Below are 16,258 nucleotides of genomic sequence, written 5' to 3'. Positions count from 1 at the left end.
CCGTCGTTCGCCTGTAAATTGATGCTGCGATGAAATATCGCAAAAATCTATTGAAAATAGCGATGAAATATATGCTATAGTAATGGCAAGTTGAACAGGAAAAAAAGAGGAGAGCCGATCGTGTTGATCGGCCCTCCTCTTTTTCTTCTTTTGGGACAGGGTTGCGTGGGTTAGACGCGGTAGCGATTGCGAGCCAGGAAGAAGAACTGGATCGCGCCCAGCACCGCGAACAGCGCGAACATCACAAACGAATCTGTGGCGCCAGCGGTATTGATGGGGTTCGGGATGTTTGGTGGCGTCTCTTCCGCCGCGAAGTTGGCCATCGAGAAGAAGGCGAACGCGGACAGATAGATGAACAGACAGGTGCCCACGACCAGCCACTGGCCCAGGCAGCCCAGGTTGCTCTCACCAACCACGGCGAACTCACGGCGGGCAGCCATGCTCCAGACGGTCGCCACGATCAGGATGGCGGCGCACAGCATCATGGCCGTTGGCAGAGCAGTGGCCGAGGTGTGCATCACCAGGGCGGTCAGAGCGATCACAGCCGTAATCACTACGCCACCGACAACCACCATGTTACGATTGGACTTCCAGGCCCAGATCGCGGCCAGCATCGCACCAAAGAAGCTGGAGGTAATCACAGCATCGATGATATAGCCGGCATCCTGCGAGAAAGAGCAGCTACCAGGAATGACACTCGCGCGTGTGCAGTTGGTCAGGTAGGGTCCCAGTACTGGCAATGGATGAAGAAACGTCAGCAAAGGATAGGCTACCAGCCAGAACACAAGCAGGAGGGCACCGGTCTGAGCCAGACCCAGCGCGCCAACCGCGTAGAGACCCGCCATGGTGTTCTTACGCGCCGGGCGCATCAGATAGTGCAGGCGCAGCGCGAAGGCACCCAGGGCCAGAAATACCGAGACACCGAGAACGATGTTAAGCACAACCGACTGAACGCTGGCCGGCAATGGATTGTAGTTGTAACAATAGACAAAGAAAATCAGCAGCAGGCTGGAGATGATCAGCATAATGCGGATCGCCGGAGTCGTACCCAGGTCTCGTCGATCTGGATTACGCCTCTCGCCCATCGCCAGCACACTGTAGAAGACGGTGGCCAGGCCGACGAACAGAATGATCAGGCCCACCGCGATCAGGTCGATCGCGTTCGGCTGGAACCAGAGGAACTTGCCGCCCAGCAGGGGAGCAATACTCGTGGTCGCGCTCGGGAACGACTGGTAACCGGTCACGGAGACCGCGACGGTTATCGCCAGGCCAACGATCGTAATAATAGCACCGACGCCCGCCATCAGAACTGGAGAGATCACCGGTTTGGGATCAAACAGGAACTCAATGACCATGATCACAGCAAAGCAGGCCAGGCAGATCAGACCGAGGCTGAACGTGCCCCGCTCGAACTCCACCAGGCTCGATGCCGTCATCGCATTATAAACATAACCCGGAATTTGCCCAACGAGGATCGCGGCTAGCAAGAAAAAGCCAATGGCAAAAATCATTGCACGCGCCCACGACATTCGTTCCGGCAATTCACGTTTTTGTGTTGCTTGTTGCATGAATCGCAATTCCTTTCGACATGCCGTTCATCATAATTATCCAGCGAACCGGCATGAGCAGCGATCAGAATCTGGAACGGGATCGCGTCCCGGCCGGGACGCGATCTCAACAGTTACTTCGTTATAACGAGCTGTGCCACCATATCCGGGTGGATCGAACAGTAGTACAGCACGCGATGCGTATCGGAATTGAAATTGTAGGCAGCATCAGTAACTGTATACGTAAACGAATCGCCGGACGCGATCTGCTTCTTGGAGTCAAAGATCTGGCTGGCCGCCTTCGGCTGCGCGATATCCTGACCCTGAACAGCGACAATCGTGTGCGCAAGCTTGGATTTGTTGACCCACGTAATCTTGGTGCCAACTTTGACCTTGACATTGATCGGCGTAAAGCAGCCCGACTGGCTCTGGCAGGTCACGCCATTGGTGCCAGGATCAACGATGTTCAGCGTAATACTGGACTGATTGCTCATGTCCTGAGATGCACCAAACTGACCTTCCTTGCCGTAGGTTACCGCGGCATTATAGAGGGTCGTATTGTTGGCCTGCAGGTAGTCTGGCAGACCATTAAGACCGTTCGTCTCATGATTTTTGGATCAGTCGAGCGGATAAAAGCCATCAAATAATCGATATCATTGCTCAGCAACGCACCACCATAGGTATCAGCCTTCGGGATAGCGTTGGGATTGGCGGGCTGATTCACGGCCTTAGGATTATAAATGCCAGCGCTAATAATACGGCGAAGATTATCGTCAGTCTGGGAGCTGAAGTAGCTCATCTCATAACCGTTATAGGTCGCGTTCTGCACCTTATTGTTCACAATGGCATAACAGTTGAGCGTACAGTTCGTCGCGTACGTCTGCATGCCACGCTGAATGGCCAGGTTCTGCTGATTGGTGGTAGCCTGTACCTGATTTCCACCCTCAACAATCCAGAAGACCGGGATCATCAGGGCGACGAGGCCCAGCATGATGATCGAGCCAAAGCCCGTCTTCTCTACCGCGTTTGTCCTCGAGTAGAATATATACAGCAAGCCGCCGACGACTACCAGCAGAATGATGATACCCACCACAGCTTGTACTAAATTTCCCATAATACACACCTTTTGATATGCAGCCTATCGGTCCCTCGCCCATGAGGGCGCTAACCTCAAGGTGTTCTCAGCGCGAATTTCTTGTCTTGCAGAAGCAGACTGCCTCTTCCGATATGCGAATCGCGACCAGTAGAGACAGCTTGCTTGTGATGTATTGGTTTTACGAATGCATATTTGACGCGAGTCAGAATACCAAACGGCACCTTATAAGGAACAATCCACAGTAGGGGCCGCGACCAATCTCGTTGTGACATCAGGGTGCGCAACGTTTGAATTGATGACACCGGTATTAACCACGACATCCTCACCCTGGATCGACACCTGGAAACGATCGAGGCTACGCGGAGCCGGACCATCCAGGTACTCACCGGTGACGTTGTAGTGCGAACCATGACAAGGGCACTTGAAGCTATCACAGTTATCACGGAACGGCACGGTACAGCCAAGATGCACACACTTCTGATAGAGCGCGATCCAGTAGGAGCCGTCCTTATCCTTCACCACGTTCTCCGAAGAGAGCTGACTGCTTAAATCGCCGCCTTTCAGCAAGAACTGCGTCGATGGATCAAGGTGAATGATATAGGTACGAGCCACCGGACGATGGTAGACGCCCTGCTGCTCCAGTTTAAACTCAGAAGGTTTCGACGCCTTGAACTCGCTCACCTTACCTACCGTCAGGGTTGAGCCGAAGCCACCCGACAGGTTGGGATACATATAGAATAGAGCTCCGGCAACCGCGGAGGTGGCAGAAACACCCCAGACAGCCAGCATGGACCGGCGAAGGAAACGTCGGCGTGAGATACGCTGCTTCGCAATCTCAGCAGCTTCTGCACCACCACCGTGCAGCACTTCATACTGCTGCGGTGAAATGGGAGGTGTATCAATACTCATAAGTCAGAAATCCTCTTTCCTCAGCCTATAGATCAAAGTAGACATGCTGCCACGGCCACACCCAGAGCCAGCCGGGGCCACGGAAGAAGCTACCGGCCAACGTAATCACCGCCCAGAAAACAACAAACATAGTAAATGTTACAATTGCAACCTTACGATCAGCATAAGCGCGGCTCGGATTACGGTCTACATATGGCAGAATTGCCAGGGCAGCCAGCGTAAAACCTGGTACCAGCACACCAGCCGTGGTTGGCGGGAAGTAGTGCAGCAGTTCCTGCAAGCCCAGGAAGTACCAGGGGGCTTTCGCCGGGTTTGGCGTTGTATTAGGAGTCGCCGGTTCCTGCAAAGGAGCGTCGATAACCAATGAGAGCAGCGTAACCATCACCATCAAGGCGGTCGCTGCAAAGAACTCACGTACGAGCAGGTGGGGCCACACGAAGACCGAATCTTCGAGTGGCTTCTCTACACGTGTAATCGCCTCCTGTTTCACCACCGCCAGGGTACGGTAGCGGCGTTGTGCCGCCGGCGTCGACACCTGCTGTTGTACCTTTGGTGGTTCTTTCTGTTCAATCGACATAGAGGTATCCTCTCATGCATGCATGACACCGTAGGGTCATCCTACGGCCTGGCTCTTTATCCACGCACGCCAGACAGCGTCTGGTCGCGCTCGGCACGGGCTTCCAACTCTCGACGTGAAGGAGGAGGAGGACCAGCCTCACCACCATCTTTACGAATACGCCAGAAGTGGACCGCCATCAGGATAGCACCGGCCAATGGCAACAGGATGACGTGACCAACATAGAAGCGGATCAACGTAGCCTGACCAACGGCACCGCCACCTACCAACACTTTATATACGGGGTTGCCCAGCAACGGCGTATACGGAGCCAGGTTAGTACCGACCGTGATAGCCCAGATAGCGATCTGGTCCCATGGCAACAGGTAACCGGTAAAACTCAAGAACAGAGTAACAAAGAATAGCAGCACACCAACCACCCAGTTGAACTCTCGGGGTGGCTTATATGCACCATGATAAAAGACACGAATCATGTGCAACGTCACCGATACAACCATCAAGTGGGCTGCCCAACGGTGCATATTGCGCACAAGATGACCAAAGGAAACAGCGCTACTTAATTGATTAATATTCTGATAGGCAACATTTGTATCAGGTACATAATAGAACATAAGGAAAACGCCGGTAATCGTTAGCAGCAAGAATAAGAAAAATGAGATGCCGCCCATACACCAGGTGTACGTGATCTTCATCGCCTGCCGGCTAACTTTCACCGGATGAAGATGTAAAAATACGTTACTCATCATGACCAGAGACTGGTTCAATGGAGTATCTGGATAGCCGTGCCGGAAGATGGAACGCCAGACCTGGCTCTCGACGATCTTCTGCGTGGCCGCGTCGAGCAAGCTTTTATTGGTAGAGCTCACTGTGCCTCCTCAAAAGAATCAAGCCCAAAAAAGGTGCTAGGCTTGATCAGGTTGGAAAGATATCATCGCAAAAGTTCTTCTTGTAATGTGTCGCTGATTATAGCATACGTACCTCAACACTGGTACCCCCTCTAGTCGACATTGCCTGTCAGCCGTCCGAGCATACCGAGCATTTCTCTTTCTCCACAGTATGTTTCACAAGTCGAGCGACGACGGCATGTTGCTGAGATAAAGTTAGAACTTTTGCCCTCTTCACCATAGATTATAATGGATTGTCTATACGAGATGGAAGAGAAACGGATTATTTTCCCAAGCGTCTCAATCCTTCCATTAGACATATAAACCTAAGATACAGTGCCTGTGAGGCTCAGGCATCAGGTATGCACCTGATTTTTTCATGGGGTGTACCTGATTTCATAATTTTGCTGCCCCGCGCTAGCGCGGGGCAGCAAAATTATGAAATCTTTGCAAGTTGGGGACACCCCAAACCCCGGCAGGAGGGGCTAGGCGCCCCTCCTGCACCTCCCGCCTTTTGCAGAGGGGGATACAAGGGTCATCCAACACCCTGACTTTGCATGCCTAACCCTCTGTCTAAAAAAGAGAGGAGTGATGGTGGGGCTAGGCGCCCCACCATCACTCCTCTCTTTTTTAATTCTCTGCCGCCGCAGGCGGCGAGTGCGGCAGAGGCAGAGCTGGTTTGACGTCGGTTAGAATAACCGATACAATTACTATAGATATCATTACACCTTCCAAATTTGTGCATATAAAGAGATTTTCGCGATGTCTGACGCTCAAATACATGAGAATAAAACGCCTCGCAGCCATAGGCTGCTGGGGGCCCTGAACGAATTGCCCGTTTTCTACCGTGTGCTGCTGGCCAATAGCGCGATTATTTTCGCGGGGGCAACCGGCGGTACGTGGCTGGCGACGAGGCTCAATACATTTTCCTATGTGCCTCTGATCATCTTTGTGGCCGTTGGCTGGCTGGTCAGCATTGCGCTCAACTTTGTTTTGCTGCAGTTCGCGTTCCGTCCTCTGCTAGACCTGGGAAAGGTGATGAACAGGGTGCAGGAAGGCGAACGGACGCTGCGCGCCCCGCTGACGGGGACAGATCCACAGGCCGATCAGCTGGCGCGCACCTTCAATATGATGCTTGAGGCCATCGATGAGGCGAACCGCCAGCGGGCGGCGCAGATCATTAACGCGCAGGAAGAGGAGCGCAAACGCGTAGCGCGCGAGCTCCACGATGAGACTTCGCAGGTGTTGACCTCCTTGCTGATCAGCCTTGCTGTCCTGGAGGAATCCATTACATCGCCCGAGGCGCGCGAACGCATCACGGAGACGCGCCAGCTGGCCCACCAGACCCTGCGCGCCATTCGCAGCCTGAGCATCGATCTCCGTCCCAGCGCGCTGGACGACCTCGGGCTGATGCCCGCGCTGCGCTGGTATATCAAAGAGTATCAGCAGAAGACCGATATCGATGTTGATTTCCAGACCACCGGCATGAAGGACCGCCTGACCTCCGAGACCGAAACGGTCCTCTATCGCATCGTACAGGAGGCGCTCACCAACGTGGCCCGTCACGCGCATGCGCGCAAGGTAAGCGTCATTTTACGCGAAGGGGACGACGCCATCGATGTCACGATCTCCGATAATGGCGAAGGCTTTGACGTCGAGAAGTTGAAGACAAAACCCACCCTCGGCCAGGAGCGCGGCTGGGGACTGGTCGGCATGTTTGAGCGGGCGCAACTGCTCGATGGCTCACTGGATATCGAATCGCATCCCGGACAGGGCACTGTGATTCGCGCCCACATCCCCATCCAGCTCGCATCCTCTAACGTGGCCGTCGCGACCTGAGCGGTTGGATCGACAATGTTGACTGTTGACGCACAATGCCATAGAAGCACCATTAGGGATGAAATAAAAACATGAAGATACGGATACTCTTGGCCGATGACCATACTATCTTACGCGCGGGCCTGAAAATGATGCTGAACGCTCAGCCCGATATGGAGGTCGTGGGCGAGGCGCAGGATGGTCGTCAGGCAATTCAGGAGGCGCAACGCCTCCAGCCGGACGTCATCCTGATGGATATTACGATGCCCGACATCAACGGCATCGAAGCCACCAAACAGATCAGGCGCCTGCTGCCCGACATCAGAATCCTGGTCCTGACGATGCATGAGCATGATGAATACGTCTTCCAGGCCCTGCGCGCCGGGGCGGCCGGCTACATGCTCAAAGAGGCGGCCGACACCGAACTGATCACCGCCATTCACGTCATTAAAAGCGGGCAATTCTATCTCTCCCCCACCGCCCAATCGGTCGTCGTCGGAGACTATCTGCAACGCGTACGCACCGGCGAAGAGCGCGACAGCTACAGCAGCCTGACCGAACGCGAACGCGAGATCCTCAAGCTGGTCGCCGAAGGCCATACCAATAACCAGATCGCCGAACGCCTGATCATCAGTCCCAAAACCGTCGACACGCACCGCACCCACATCATGGACAAGCTCAACCTCCACAGCCGCGCCGAACTCGTCAAATACGCCATGCGCCGCGGGCTTCTGGAAGATTAACGCTCGGGTACAATGCCGCTTCGCGGCAAAGCTGGGGCAAGCCCGGCACCTACGGGGATCGCATGAATCGAAGGGGTGTCTGGGGCGCGCTCTGCGCGCCCCAGACACCCCTTCGATAAATAAGATTGGGGGCGTCAGCGCCCCCACGCTGGCATTAAAGAGAGTCGTCGTCCTCGTCAAAGTCGAGAGACTCATTATTTTCTTCAGCGAAATACTCATCGCTGTAGAAACCAACATCTTTACCGACGTAGACGCTGACCAGGAAGTCGTCACGCGGCATATCGGCAGAAAGCACCAGATCCTCATCAATCTGCTCGATCAGCTTTGTCAGATCCGACTCTTCCAGTTCACGCTCCAAAATAAGGGTGCCATGCACCGCGGTCGTGGTAAAGTGTATGTCAACGGTTCCCAGGCGGTTATTGCTCTGCAGGTTGTTACCCTGCATAATGTAATAACCTTCTGAGTGGGGCGTGCGAAAATGGCGTTCGAAATGAATATCGTCCATGTGCTTGTCCATGTGGCGTAGTAGTGATGCTGCTACGCGCTCCTTTCTCCAAATTGATGCGTTGCAAAGATCCTATGCCGGTGAGCAAAACTTTATTCCAAAGGTATATCGCTGCCGAGACGCGACGGATTACGCATGCATACAAATAGAGTCCCGCTCTAATATACCTGTAACAGCCATATAGGATAATCAGCCCGCGCGAGTCGGGCCGAGTGTCATTATACCATACAAGCAGTCCCAAACGTTGTGCGGCGTCTCTCATTGGCGCAGAGACCTATAAGAAAAGGCCGGACAAAAAGAGATTGCGCATCTCGGCGCAATCTCTTTTTGTCCGGCCTGTTAATGCTGACTTTAGCGGAACTGCAGGCTTGAGCGAGCGGGTGCGAACACCAGACTCTCCTCATCCTGCGCCACATTCTTGGGGGCCACCTGTGTCCAGGTGTAGAGCTGATTATTATGCATACCGGCATAAATGGTACCTGTATAGCTGGCGCCCGAGACCTGAAAGTCGCCCTGGATCTGCTTCCAGTTGGTCCCGGCAAAGGTGACGGTGCCGCCGGGCTTCGCATTGGTCATACCCAGCTTCGTCGCCTGCTGCTGCAGGTATTTAGCGGCATCGGTAGTGCCGGACGCAGATCTGGCAATCGTGATCTGGGCGGTATTGCTACTATCGGCCAGCTTCAGAGTTGTGCCCGCGAGGCTACTCTTCCATCCCGTAGGATACTCCAGGGATACGCCAAGGGGATCATTCGTCACCGACTGCACTGGCCGGGTGGCCTGAACGGACGTGGAAGAATGAGACTCGAAGAACCAGCCTCCCAGAGCCAGCAGGCAGACCAGAACGACAGCCGCAATAGCGATGAGGGTCAGGCGCTTTTTCGCCTTCTCTGGCCGCGCTGGCGCGAATGAGGGTGGTGACGCCGGGCGTTCCTGCCCAACGGGTTCCGCAACAGCAGCGGCAACCGGCGGCTGGACCGATGCCACGGCCGCAGGCTGTTGATCCTGGGAAACAGAGGAAGTCAGGCCGGACAGCGAATTTCCCCTGCCGGGGCTCGATGGCGTCTGCCCCTTCACCAGGTCCGGCTTTTGCCACTGCGCGGTTGGCATCTGATCGATATGCTCATCAGCGGCCGGCTCCCTGGATGGGGTAGCCTCGTCCTGCCTCTGCTGCCGGCTCTGCGGCTGCACGGACGAAGGCACCGCGGCCAGGGACGTAGTCGGCAAATGGGTCAGTGTCGTTGAGGTTGGATCTTCTTCTTCAACGTCTGCCAGAGAGAAGGTGCTCGTCGGCAGATCTTCAATCTCTGTTTCCCGCGACTGCGAGCGCGCTTGAGCAGCGGCAGGCGAGTCGGAGGAAGGCTCAGAGGCCGAAGGAGCGGGCACGTCGGTTACGGTTGGTGCCTCCTCAACGTTGTCCCAGAACTTTGTATGCAACTCACGAGCAGGTGGGGGCGTCGTAGGCAGGACTGGAAAAGCATCCTTTGGCTCATCCTGGGAATTACTGGCATCCTCGCGTCCCGCGATGACATGCGTCATCGGCTCAGGCCAGGTAAAGCTGGTCGGAGACTGATCCGGGTTCCCCCGCCCGCGTCCAAACCGGGCCCCCTGTCCGGAGCGGCGCGCACCGGCATTGCCACCGGCGGCCCCATTATCGATGGGCCGGGCCGGAGCGGGCCGGGACGAGCGCTGCGCGGGCGCCTTCTCACCGCTGCCGGTAGAAGGTCCAGCGGCAGGCTGTTCTTCTCTGGTAGTAACACGCGACTCTGGTCGGGGAGGTGGCGCAGGAGCATCATATCCCTGAATGCCCAGCCAGGGCGTCACATTGGAATTATCAACTTTCTTCGCGTTGGCCGCCTCGGCAGCCCGATTCGATGGGGCGAATGGTTGCCGGGCCACCTGCTCTGGCAATGACGATGATGATTCCAGTGCATCGTTGATCTTGTCAGGTGCATTCTCTCCGGCCGCCATGCGCGCATCAGAATGTAATGGATGATCAGGAATGGGGGCGCCGCAATGATTGCAAAACCGCACATCATCTCGCGGTATTTCCGTCCCACAATGGGTACATACTGTCGCCACGGAGCATCTCCTACTAACTAGCTCTTATCGCACTTTACGTTAGCTGAAAAGCTGCAAACAGTCAAGTAACAGCCTCAAAGATAGCACATATATACATTAATAAACATATTCGGATATTATTTGGAATTCTTTTTTATGCCTGGCCGGGTGCGTAGCACCCGGCGGGTTGTATATGGTGGTGTGAGGGGCGCTCTCTCCTCACCACCATATATAACGGGAAGGAGCGCTCTTCTTGCACCACCATATATAACGGGAAGGAGCGCTCTCAGATCTCTCTTCTCTAACTTCATGAAAAAGTTGTGGGGCGGCATGTGCGCACTGCGCACATGCCGCCCCACAACTTTTTCATGAAGCCTTTTCTTTATTTGAGGGTGAGGAGGGCTTCGCGCTCGGCGGCGGTGGCGAAGGGCTGCTGGTTCTTCACGACATCGATCAGCTTCTTGCGTCCCTTAGGGCTACCAATCATCAGGACGCCGACCAGCTTGTTCTCCTGGAAGAAGAGGCGGCGATAGTTCTCGTTGCCTTTCTCGCCCGGCTCGCGCAGGGCGACGGTCTCCATCTCGGGATTGTTGGACTCGGCGCTCCCAACGACGGCGATATTGACGTCGAACAAGGGGCTGGTATAGGTCGGGATGTCCACGTAGGCCTGCTTGCCACCAGCCATGTTGGTGGCCGCGACCTGCCCATGGGATTTGGCGTTATCCCAGGTGCCCATGGTATGGTGGCGCTTAATGGTGGAGTCGTAGAAGTTCGCCACGTCACCGGCCGCGTAGACGCCGGGGATATTGGTCTCCAGGTACTCGTTGACGACCACGCCGCCATTGACTTCGATGGGTGAGCCCTCCAGAATCTGCGTATTGAGTGTAATGCCCAGGCCCACACCGATCATGTCGGCCTGGATCTCACGCCCCTTCTTGGTCTTGACGTAGCTCGGTACGCCATTGGAAGGAACGACCGAATCGATCTCGTCGCCGTGGATGACCTCAACGCCGAACTTTTTGGCGATGTTATCCACGACCTCGCCGCCATCGGTATCCAGCGAGTTGCGCAGCCAGTAGGGACCACGCATCAGCCAGGTGGTATTCAGCTTGCGCATGGCGAAGCCGTCACAGAGCTCATAGGCGATAAAGCTGCCGCCATAGGCCAGCGCGGTACGTGACTCCAGCATGCGCTCAACAATGGTTTTGGTATCGTCGAGGGTAACAAAGTTGTAAATATGTTTGGTATCGCTCGCACCAGGGACATTGAGAGGATTGGCCCAGCCGCCGCTAGCGACTAGTAAGGCGTCATAGGGGAACTCGCGCCCATCCTCGGTACGGACCACGCGCTCCTCGGTATTGACATTCGAGACCAGGACCTCGGTAATCAACTGGATGTTGCGCTGCTCATGCCAGGCGAAGTCGCGGATCATGACTTTCTGTTCTGGCAGCACACCCTGCAAGAAACGTGGCAGCGACACGCGGTTGTACAGCGGATAGCGCTCATTGGTGAGCAGATGAATATTGCAGTTGGGATCGTTTTTGCGCAGGGTTTCTGCGGCTGTTGTGCCGGCAACGCCATTGCCGATGATCACATATCTTTTCTCGTGAGTTGCCAAAAAGTCTCTCCTTATATGAAAATATCGCTGACCAGGGACTTACCCCATAGGCGTTAATTTAAGCAGAGGGTTAGCCCTCTACGCTCCCCAAGCGGGAGGTGCAGGATGGCGGCGAGCCCTCCTGCACCCCTTATATTCGCACCCAGGGTGATTGCCTCCCTGGACATTCTTGCTGATTCGTTATGCCAGGTTAGCAAAATATTAGCATACTCGACCGGTAAATACCATGGTCGAGTATGACATGTGTGGCTATGGGCGTATGGTAACATTGTCGGGCGATCGCGACCACCCGACAGTGTCACCATACCCATGATTAGAGGGGCAGGTAGCTGTAGATGAGCCAGACGTTAAGGCCGGTAATCAGCAGCGCCAGCAGGATATGCATGATGGACAGGGCACGCGTATCGGTAAATTTGCCCATCAGATCCTGGCGGCGGGAGAGCGCAATCACCGCGACAATGGTGAAAGGCAACTGCAGGCTCAGGGCGACCTGGCTGATCACCAGCACCTGGACCGTCGGGATGCCCAGCGCCGCGACAATCAGGGCCGGAATCAGCGTAATGGTACGCCAGACCCAGACCGGGATCGAGCGTTGGAAAAATCCCTGCAGGACGACCTGTCCAGCTAGCGTTCCGGTCATAGAGGACGAGAGGCCCGACGCCAGCAGTCCAATGCCGAAGGCGATAGCGGCGAGGGTACCCAGCACCGGGATCAGCGAGACATAGGCGGTCGACAGGTCCAGATTATCAGCATTGACATGATGATAGAAGACGGCACCCGCCACCACCAGCATGGCGGCATTGACAAAGAAGGCGACGTTGAGCGCGGCGATGGTATCGATCTTCGACAGGCGCAACACCTGCCGTCGCTCGGCCAGCGGGGCCTCAGGACCACTGAGGCGCTGATGAGAAAGGTAGGAATGCAGAAACACATTGTGCGGCATCACCGTCGCACCAAGGATACCAACGGCAACCATAATACTGCCAGAAGATAATTGCGGTACAACTACATGAAACGCCGCGCTCCCCCAGTTCGGGTGCAGCAAGGCCGTTTCATAGACATACGCTAATCCGATAACCGAGACAAAGCCAATGATAATATACTCGACCTTGCGAAAGCCCCAGCGACTCAAGCCGAGCAGGGCCATCACAATGATGGCGGTCATGATCGAGCCGACGACCAGAGGGATGCCAAAGAGAATCTGAAAGCCCAGGGCGCCACCCAGGATCTCTGCCAGGTCGGTGGCCATGATGGCAAGTACAGCCGTAACGCCGAAGGCCATGACAACCGGACGAGGGAAATACTCTCGCGCAAGTTGAGCGAGATCCTTGCCGGTCGCGATCCCCAGTTTAGATGAGGCAATTTGCAGGAAGATAGCGATGATATTGCTGAACAGGATCACCCACAGCAATTGATAGCCAAAGCCAGCGCCCGCGGCCAGGTTCGTCCCCCAGTTACCGGGGTCCATATATCCAACACTGACCAAAAAACCAGGGCCCAGCGCCTTCAGAATCTCTTGCGCACCCAGACCCAGGCGGTTATTACCGGTCCACAAACGCTTCCCCGCACAGAGGAGACGCAGATGTACAGGTGCCTCATATTCCACTTTGCTACGTGATTTTGTTAATAATGCCATACGAGACTTCCTCATCTACAATATATGTCACATACTATTATTTAAGGACAGCGAGCGGTACCTGCCTGGCATAGTAATACGTCTTAATGTGTATACGGCCAGGTTTAGATATGTGAGACGCGCTATGAAGCCGAGACAATAATATGCTCCGCCAGTTCAGCCCCCAGCATATGATCGACCTGAGCCCCTTCCTCACCAACCCGGATCTGCAGTGGACCCCCGAAGGGCGCGCGCGCGAGCAACTGAACGCGGGATTCAGGATAGAGGCCCATGCTGCCCAGGTAGCACAACTTTTCGGGATCCTGATCGCTGACGCGCAAGATCTGCGCGCACTGCCCCTCCTCCATCTGGGAAAGCTTGATGCCCCGGCGTACCGCGATCACCCCGTCTTTGCTGGGGATGGGGTCGCCGTGGGGATCGATGGTGGGGTAGCCCAGCAGCTGGTCGAGCCTGGCTTCGAACTCTTCAGAAATGACGTGCTCCAGCCGGTCAGCCTCTTCATGAACTTTATCCCAGCTATAGCCCAGTTCGCGCGCCAGATACAGTTCGAGCAACCGGTGATGGCGAATAACCTCTATCGCCTTCTGCTCGCCAAGGGGAGTCAGGCGCACACCATGATAGGGGACGTGCTCGACCCAGCCAGCGGCGGCGAAGTCTTTAAACATCATTGTCGCGGTCGCATCGCTCACGCGCAGCCTCTCGCTCACCGCGGAAGTTGAGACCTTTTGATTGTGCTCTTGCATACTATAGATAAGCTTGAGGCAATCGCTGATGCGTGGAGCAAGCTCCTGAATAGGCTTCTGCAATTTCCTTCTCCTCCAAAAATAATTTTTTAGTAGGCTAAAAATATATTACCATATTGCTAAAATATGGTCAAGGGGAGATTTCGTGCCGCCTGTGGCGGCACGAAGAAGAAGAAAGTGACGAGCGCCCTGGTTGCTCACGCCAATGGCGTGAGCAACCAGGGCGCTCGTCACTTTCTTCAGGAATGATTTGAGGGAAGAGGTGAGCATGTGCGACTCAACACTTCATTGTGCTCCGAGGAGAAACGTAGCCGCACGATAATAGCAGGCGAACCCTGTTGGCAGCCGGAAAGGGGTCCGCGAGGGTTATTTGCTCACGATACCAGTATAGGAAGCAAGGCGCGCCGTCGTCAATGACGTTTTTGGATACTCTGCACAGCATTCGGGGTTATGGCATAAAAAAAGGAACAGATCAGGAGCGAAAAGGGGTTGCCGTCCTCACTGATTGGTTGGACGGCAACCCCTGCTTCTGTAGAAATTTCACAAAGGTTACGGTGTGGGCTTGAGTCTGGCCTTGGAGAGCGTAGAGGGTTTGATCCAGCGACGTCCATTGTTCCAGTAAGCCTCGATCTGCTCCAGCGTCTTGCCTTTGGTCTCGGGCACCAGGTACCAGCAGAAGATCAGGGCGGCAACGCCAATGACGGCGTAGAGCCAGAAGGTGTGGGCGGTTCCAATGCCTCCAATCAGGCTCAAGAAAGTGACGCTGACTATGAAGTTCGCGACCCAGTTGGAGAACGAACAGACACTGGCGCCGGCACCACGCACAGAGGTCGGGAAGACCTCGGCGCTCATCAGCCAGAAGACGGGGCCCATGCTGATGGCGAAGGAGATGATATAGATCATCAACGCCAGCAGGGTCAGCAGACCCGCGTTGCCCGCCCCGGTCGCGAAGATGGCGCCCAGCAGGGCCAGGCCAATGATCATGCCGATGCAGCCTGAGATCAGTAGAACACGTCGACCAGCCTTATCGAGCAACAGCAGGGCAACGATGGTAGCCAGCACATTGACCACACCGACCACGCTGGTAGCCAGGATCGCGCTACTGGCTGAAGACACACCGGCCGACTGGAAAATGGTTGGCGCGTAGTAGATCACGGTATTGATACCCACGAACTGCTGGAATACCGCCAGCCCGACACCAACCAGCAAGGCCATGCGCACGCCCGGCGTGAACAGATCGCGAATGCGCCCCTGATGCTGCTCAACGCTCAGAGAGGTATGGATCTCCGCGATCTCAAACTCGGGGTCGGCTCCTTCAATACGTTCCAACACCTGGCGAGCCTCGACCCAGCGTCCCCGACTGGCATACCAGCGCGGCGTCTCCGGGCTCATCAACATGCCGAGAAAGAGCAGGAGACCAGGGATGGCGGCCGTCGCGAACATAGGAGGCCAACCCATGCCAGCATGGGCAAAGGCCAGATCCACCCAGTAGGAGACTGCGATGCCGATCGTGATGGCCAGCTGGTTGAATGTAACCAGCTTACCACGCATCTGGAACGGCGCCATTTCCGAGATGTAGACGGGTACGACACTGGCGGCCGCACCAATACCGAGGCCGACGATGGCTCGGAAGATAAGAAAGAGCGTGTAATTCGGCGAGACGGCTGTCAGGAGCGCACCTAGCGTGAAGATAACAGCCAGTAGCAGAAGTGTTCTCTTACGTCCAAAGGCATCATTTACCTTCCCAGCAACAATCGCGCCGATGATAGCACCGATGAGAACGGCGCTAACGGCTAGCTCCTGCTGCTGAGGATTGAGCGAAAACGTCTTTACGAGGAAGAGCTGCGCGCCAGAGATGACACCCGTGTCATAACCGAAAAGCAGACCTCCTAAAGCGGCAACGCTGGTAATGAAGTAGACGGATAACTTCTTCGTCGAATGAGGAGCGGTAGCTTTCTGCATAGAATACCTCCCCCGTCATAGGAATGAAACCAGCCAGTCCCATAGCTTTTTTTCATGTATCATAATCCGACGCCGTACCAACCACTGTTTACCTGGAAAAAGGCCAGCTAAGCTGCTCGTCAATGAGGAGCGGATGATAGTGTCGAGCATAGTATAATGAGC

At 55.3% G+C, this 16,258-nt stretch carries 14 protein-coding genes; 2 read left to right on the top strand and 12 right to left on the bottom strand.

Annotated elements, in window-relative coordinates; all coding sequences use genetic code 11:
- Nucleotides 1–170: 170 nt before the first annotated feature.
- The 6 genes from AABA21_RS32820 to extP all read right to left on the bottom strand — a co-directional run bounded on the left by AABA21_RS32820 (nucleotide 171) and on the right by extP (nucleotide 4,995).
- The gene (locus AABA21_RS32820) at nucleotides 171–1,568 is read right to left on the bottom strand and encodes a hypothetical protein (RefSeq protein ID WP_338256755.1); all 1,398 of its coding nucleotides are present in this window, start codon (nucleotides 1,566–1,568) and stop codon (nucleotides 171–173) included.
- Nucleotides 1,569–1,681: 113 nt separating this feature from the next.
- Nucleotides 1,682–2,041, bottom strand: a complete 360-nt coding sequence (locus AABA21_RS32815) for a cupredoxin domain-containing protein (RefSeq protein WP_338256753.1) — start codon at nucleotides 2,039–2,041, stop codon at nucleotides 1,682–1,684.
- Between the two features lie 38 nt (nucleotides 2,042–2,079).
- Entirely contained in the window at nucleotides 2,080–2,661 is a 582-nt protein-coding gene (locus AABA21_RS32810; protein ID WP_338256751.1) for a hypothetical protein, read from the bottom strand.
- A gap of 204 nt (nucleotides 2,662–2,865) precedes the next feature.
- A complete protein-coding gene (locus tag AABA21_RS32805; protein WP_338256750.1) occupies nucleotides 2,866–3,552 on the bottom strand; it encodes a QcrA and Rieske domain-containing protein in 687 nt (228 codons plus the stop codon).
- Between the two features lie 25 nt (nucleotides 3,553–3,577).
- Entirely contained in the window at nucleotides 3,578–4,129 is a 552-nt protein-coding gene (locus AABA21_RS32800; RefSeq protein WP_338256749.1) for a hypothetical protein, read from the bottom strand.
- Nucleotides 4,130–4,185: 56 nt separating this feature from the next.
- Nucleotides 4,186–4,995 (bottom strand): selenite/tellurite reduction operon b-type cytochrome ExtP, encoded by an 810-nt coding sequence (extP, locus tag AABA21_RS32795; protein ID WP_126597538.1) that lies wholly within the window; start codon nucleotides 4,993–4,995, stop codon nucleotides 4,186–4,188.
- Between the two features lie 780 nt (nucleotides 4,996–5,775).
- Here extP and AABA21_RS32790 point away from each other — a divergent pair.
- Both AABA21_RS32790 and AABA21_RS32785 read left to right on the top strand, forming a co-directional pair.
- Nucleotides 5,776–6,852, top strand: a complete 1,077-nt coding sequence (locus AABA21_RS32790; protein ID WP_338256745.1) for a sensor histidine kinase — start codon at nucleotides 5,776–5,778, stop codon at nucleotides 6,850–6,852.
- A 71-nt stretch (nucleotides 6,853–6,923) separates the two neighbouring features.
- Nucleotides 6,924–7,574 carry a response regulator gene (locus AABA21_RS32785; protein ID WP_126597536.1) on the top strand — a complete coding sequence of 217 codons (651 nt, stop codon included), beginning with the start codon at nucleotides 6,924–6,926 and terminating at the stop codon, nucleotides 7,572–7,574.
- 154 nt (nucleotides 7,575–7,728) lie between these two features.
- On the opposite strand, the gene AABA21_RS32780 is transcribed toward AABA21_RS32785, so the two are convergent.
- The 6 genes from AABA21_RS32780 to AABA21_RS32755 form a co-directional block, all read right to left on the bottom strand.
- A complete protein-coding gene (locus AABA21_RS32780; RefSeq protein ID WP_338256743.1) occupies nucleotides 7,729–8,019 on the bottom strand; it encodes a hypothetical protein in 291 nt (96 codons plus the stop codon).
- Nucleotides 8,020–8,430: 411 nt separating this feature from the next.
- On the bottom strand, nucleotides 8,431–10,158 hold the full coding sequence (locus AABA21_RS32775) for a zinc-ribbon domain-containing protein (RefSeq protein ID WP_338256742.1): 1,728 nt from the start codon (nucleotides 10,156–10,158) through the stop codon (nucleotides 8,431–8,433).
- A 361-nt stretch (nucleotides 10,159–10,519) separates the two neighbouring features.
- A complete protein-coding gene (locus AABA21_RS32770) occupies nucleotides 10,520–11,755 on the bottom strand; it encodes an NAD(P)/FAD-dependent oxidoreductase (protein ID WP_338256741.1) in 1,236 nt (411 codons plus the stop codon).
- Between the two features lie 313 nt (nucleotides 11,756–12,068).
- The gene (locus AABA21_RS32765; protein WP_338256739.1) at nucleotides 12,069–13,391 is read right to left on the bottom strand and encodes an Nramp family divalent metal transporter; all 1,323 of its coding nucleotides are present in this window, start codon (nucleotides 13,389–13,391) and stop codon (nucleotides 12,069–12,071) included.
- A 122-nt stretch (nucleotides 13,392–13,513) separates the two neighbouring features.
- On the bottom strand, nucleotides 13,514–14,197 hold the full coding sequence (locus AABA21_RS32760; protein ID WP_338256738.1) for a metal-dependent transcriptional regulator: 684 nt from the start codon (nucleotides 14,195–14,197) through the stop codon (nucleotides 13,514–13,516).
- A 486-nt stretch (nucleotides 14,198–14,683) separates the two neighbouring features.
- Nucleotides 14,684–16,096: a sugar porter family MFS transporter gene (locus AABA21_RS32755; protein WP_338256736.1), complete on the bottom strand. Its 1,413-nt coding sequence runs from the start codon at nucleotides 16,094–16,096 to the stop codon at nucleotides 14,684–14,686.
- Nucleotides 16,097–16,258: the final 162 nt, after the last annotated feature.

Source organism: Dictyobacter halimunensis (assembly GCF_036245075.1).
This window is presented reverse-complemented; position numbering and strand designations above follow the sequence as displayed.

Bases quoted from the DNA above. Each gene is read 5' to 3' on its own strand.
- AABA21_RS32820 (WP_338256755.1), bottom strand. From the start codon at position 1,568: ATGCAACAAGCAACACAAAAACGTGAATTGCCGGAACGAATGTCGTGG.
- AABA21_RS32805 (WP_338256750.1), bottom strand. From the start codon at position 3,552: ATGAGTATTGATACACCTCCCATTTCACCGCAGCAGTATGAAGTGCTG.
- AABA21_RS32755 (WP_338256736.1), bottom strand. From the start codon at position 16,096: ATGCAGAAAGCTACCGCTCCTCATTCGACGAAGAAGTTATCCGTCTAC.
- AABA21_RS32790 (WP_338256745.1), top strand. From the start codon at position 5,776: ATGTCTGACGCTCAAATACATGAGAATAAAACGCCTCGCAGCCATAGG.
- AABA21_RS32815 (WP_338256753.1), bottom strand. From the start codon at position 2,041: ATGAGCAATCAGTCCAGTATTACGCTGAACATCGTTGATCCTGGCACC.
- AABA21_RS32780 (WP_338256743.1), bottom strand. From the start codon at position 8,019: ATGCAGGGTAACAACCTGCAGAGCAATAACCGCCTGGGAACCGTTGAC.
- AABA21_RS32810 (WP_338256751.1), bottom strand. From the start codon at position 2,661: ATGGGAAATTTAGTACAAGCTGTGGTGGGTATCATCATTCTGCTGGTA.
- AABA21_RS32800 (WP_338256749.1), bottom strand. From the start codon at position 4,129: ATGTCGATTGAACAGAAAGAACCACCAAAGGTACAACAGCAGGTGTCG.
- AABA21_RS32765 (WP_338256739.1), bottom strand. From the start codon at position 13,391: ATGGCATTATTAACAAAATCACGTAGCAAAGTGGAATATGAGGCACCT.
- AABA21_RS32785 (WP_126597536.1), top strand. From the start codon at position 6,924: ATGAAGATACGGATACTCTTGGCCGATGACCATACTATCTTACGCGCG.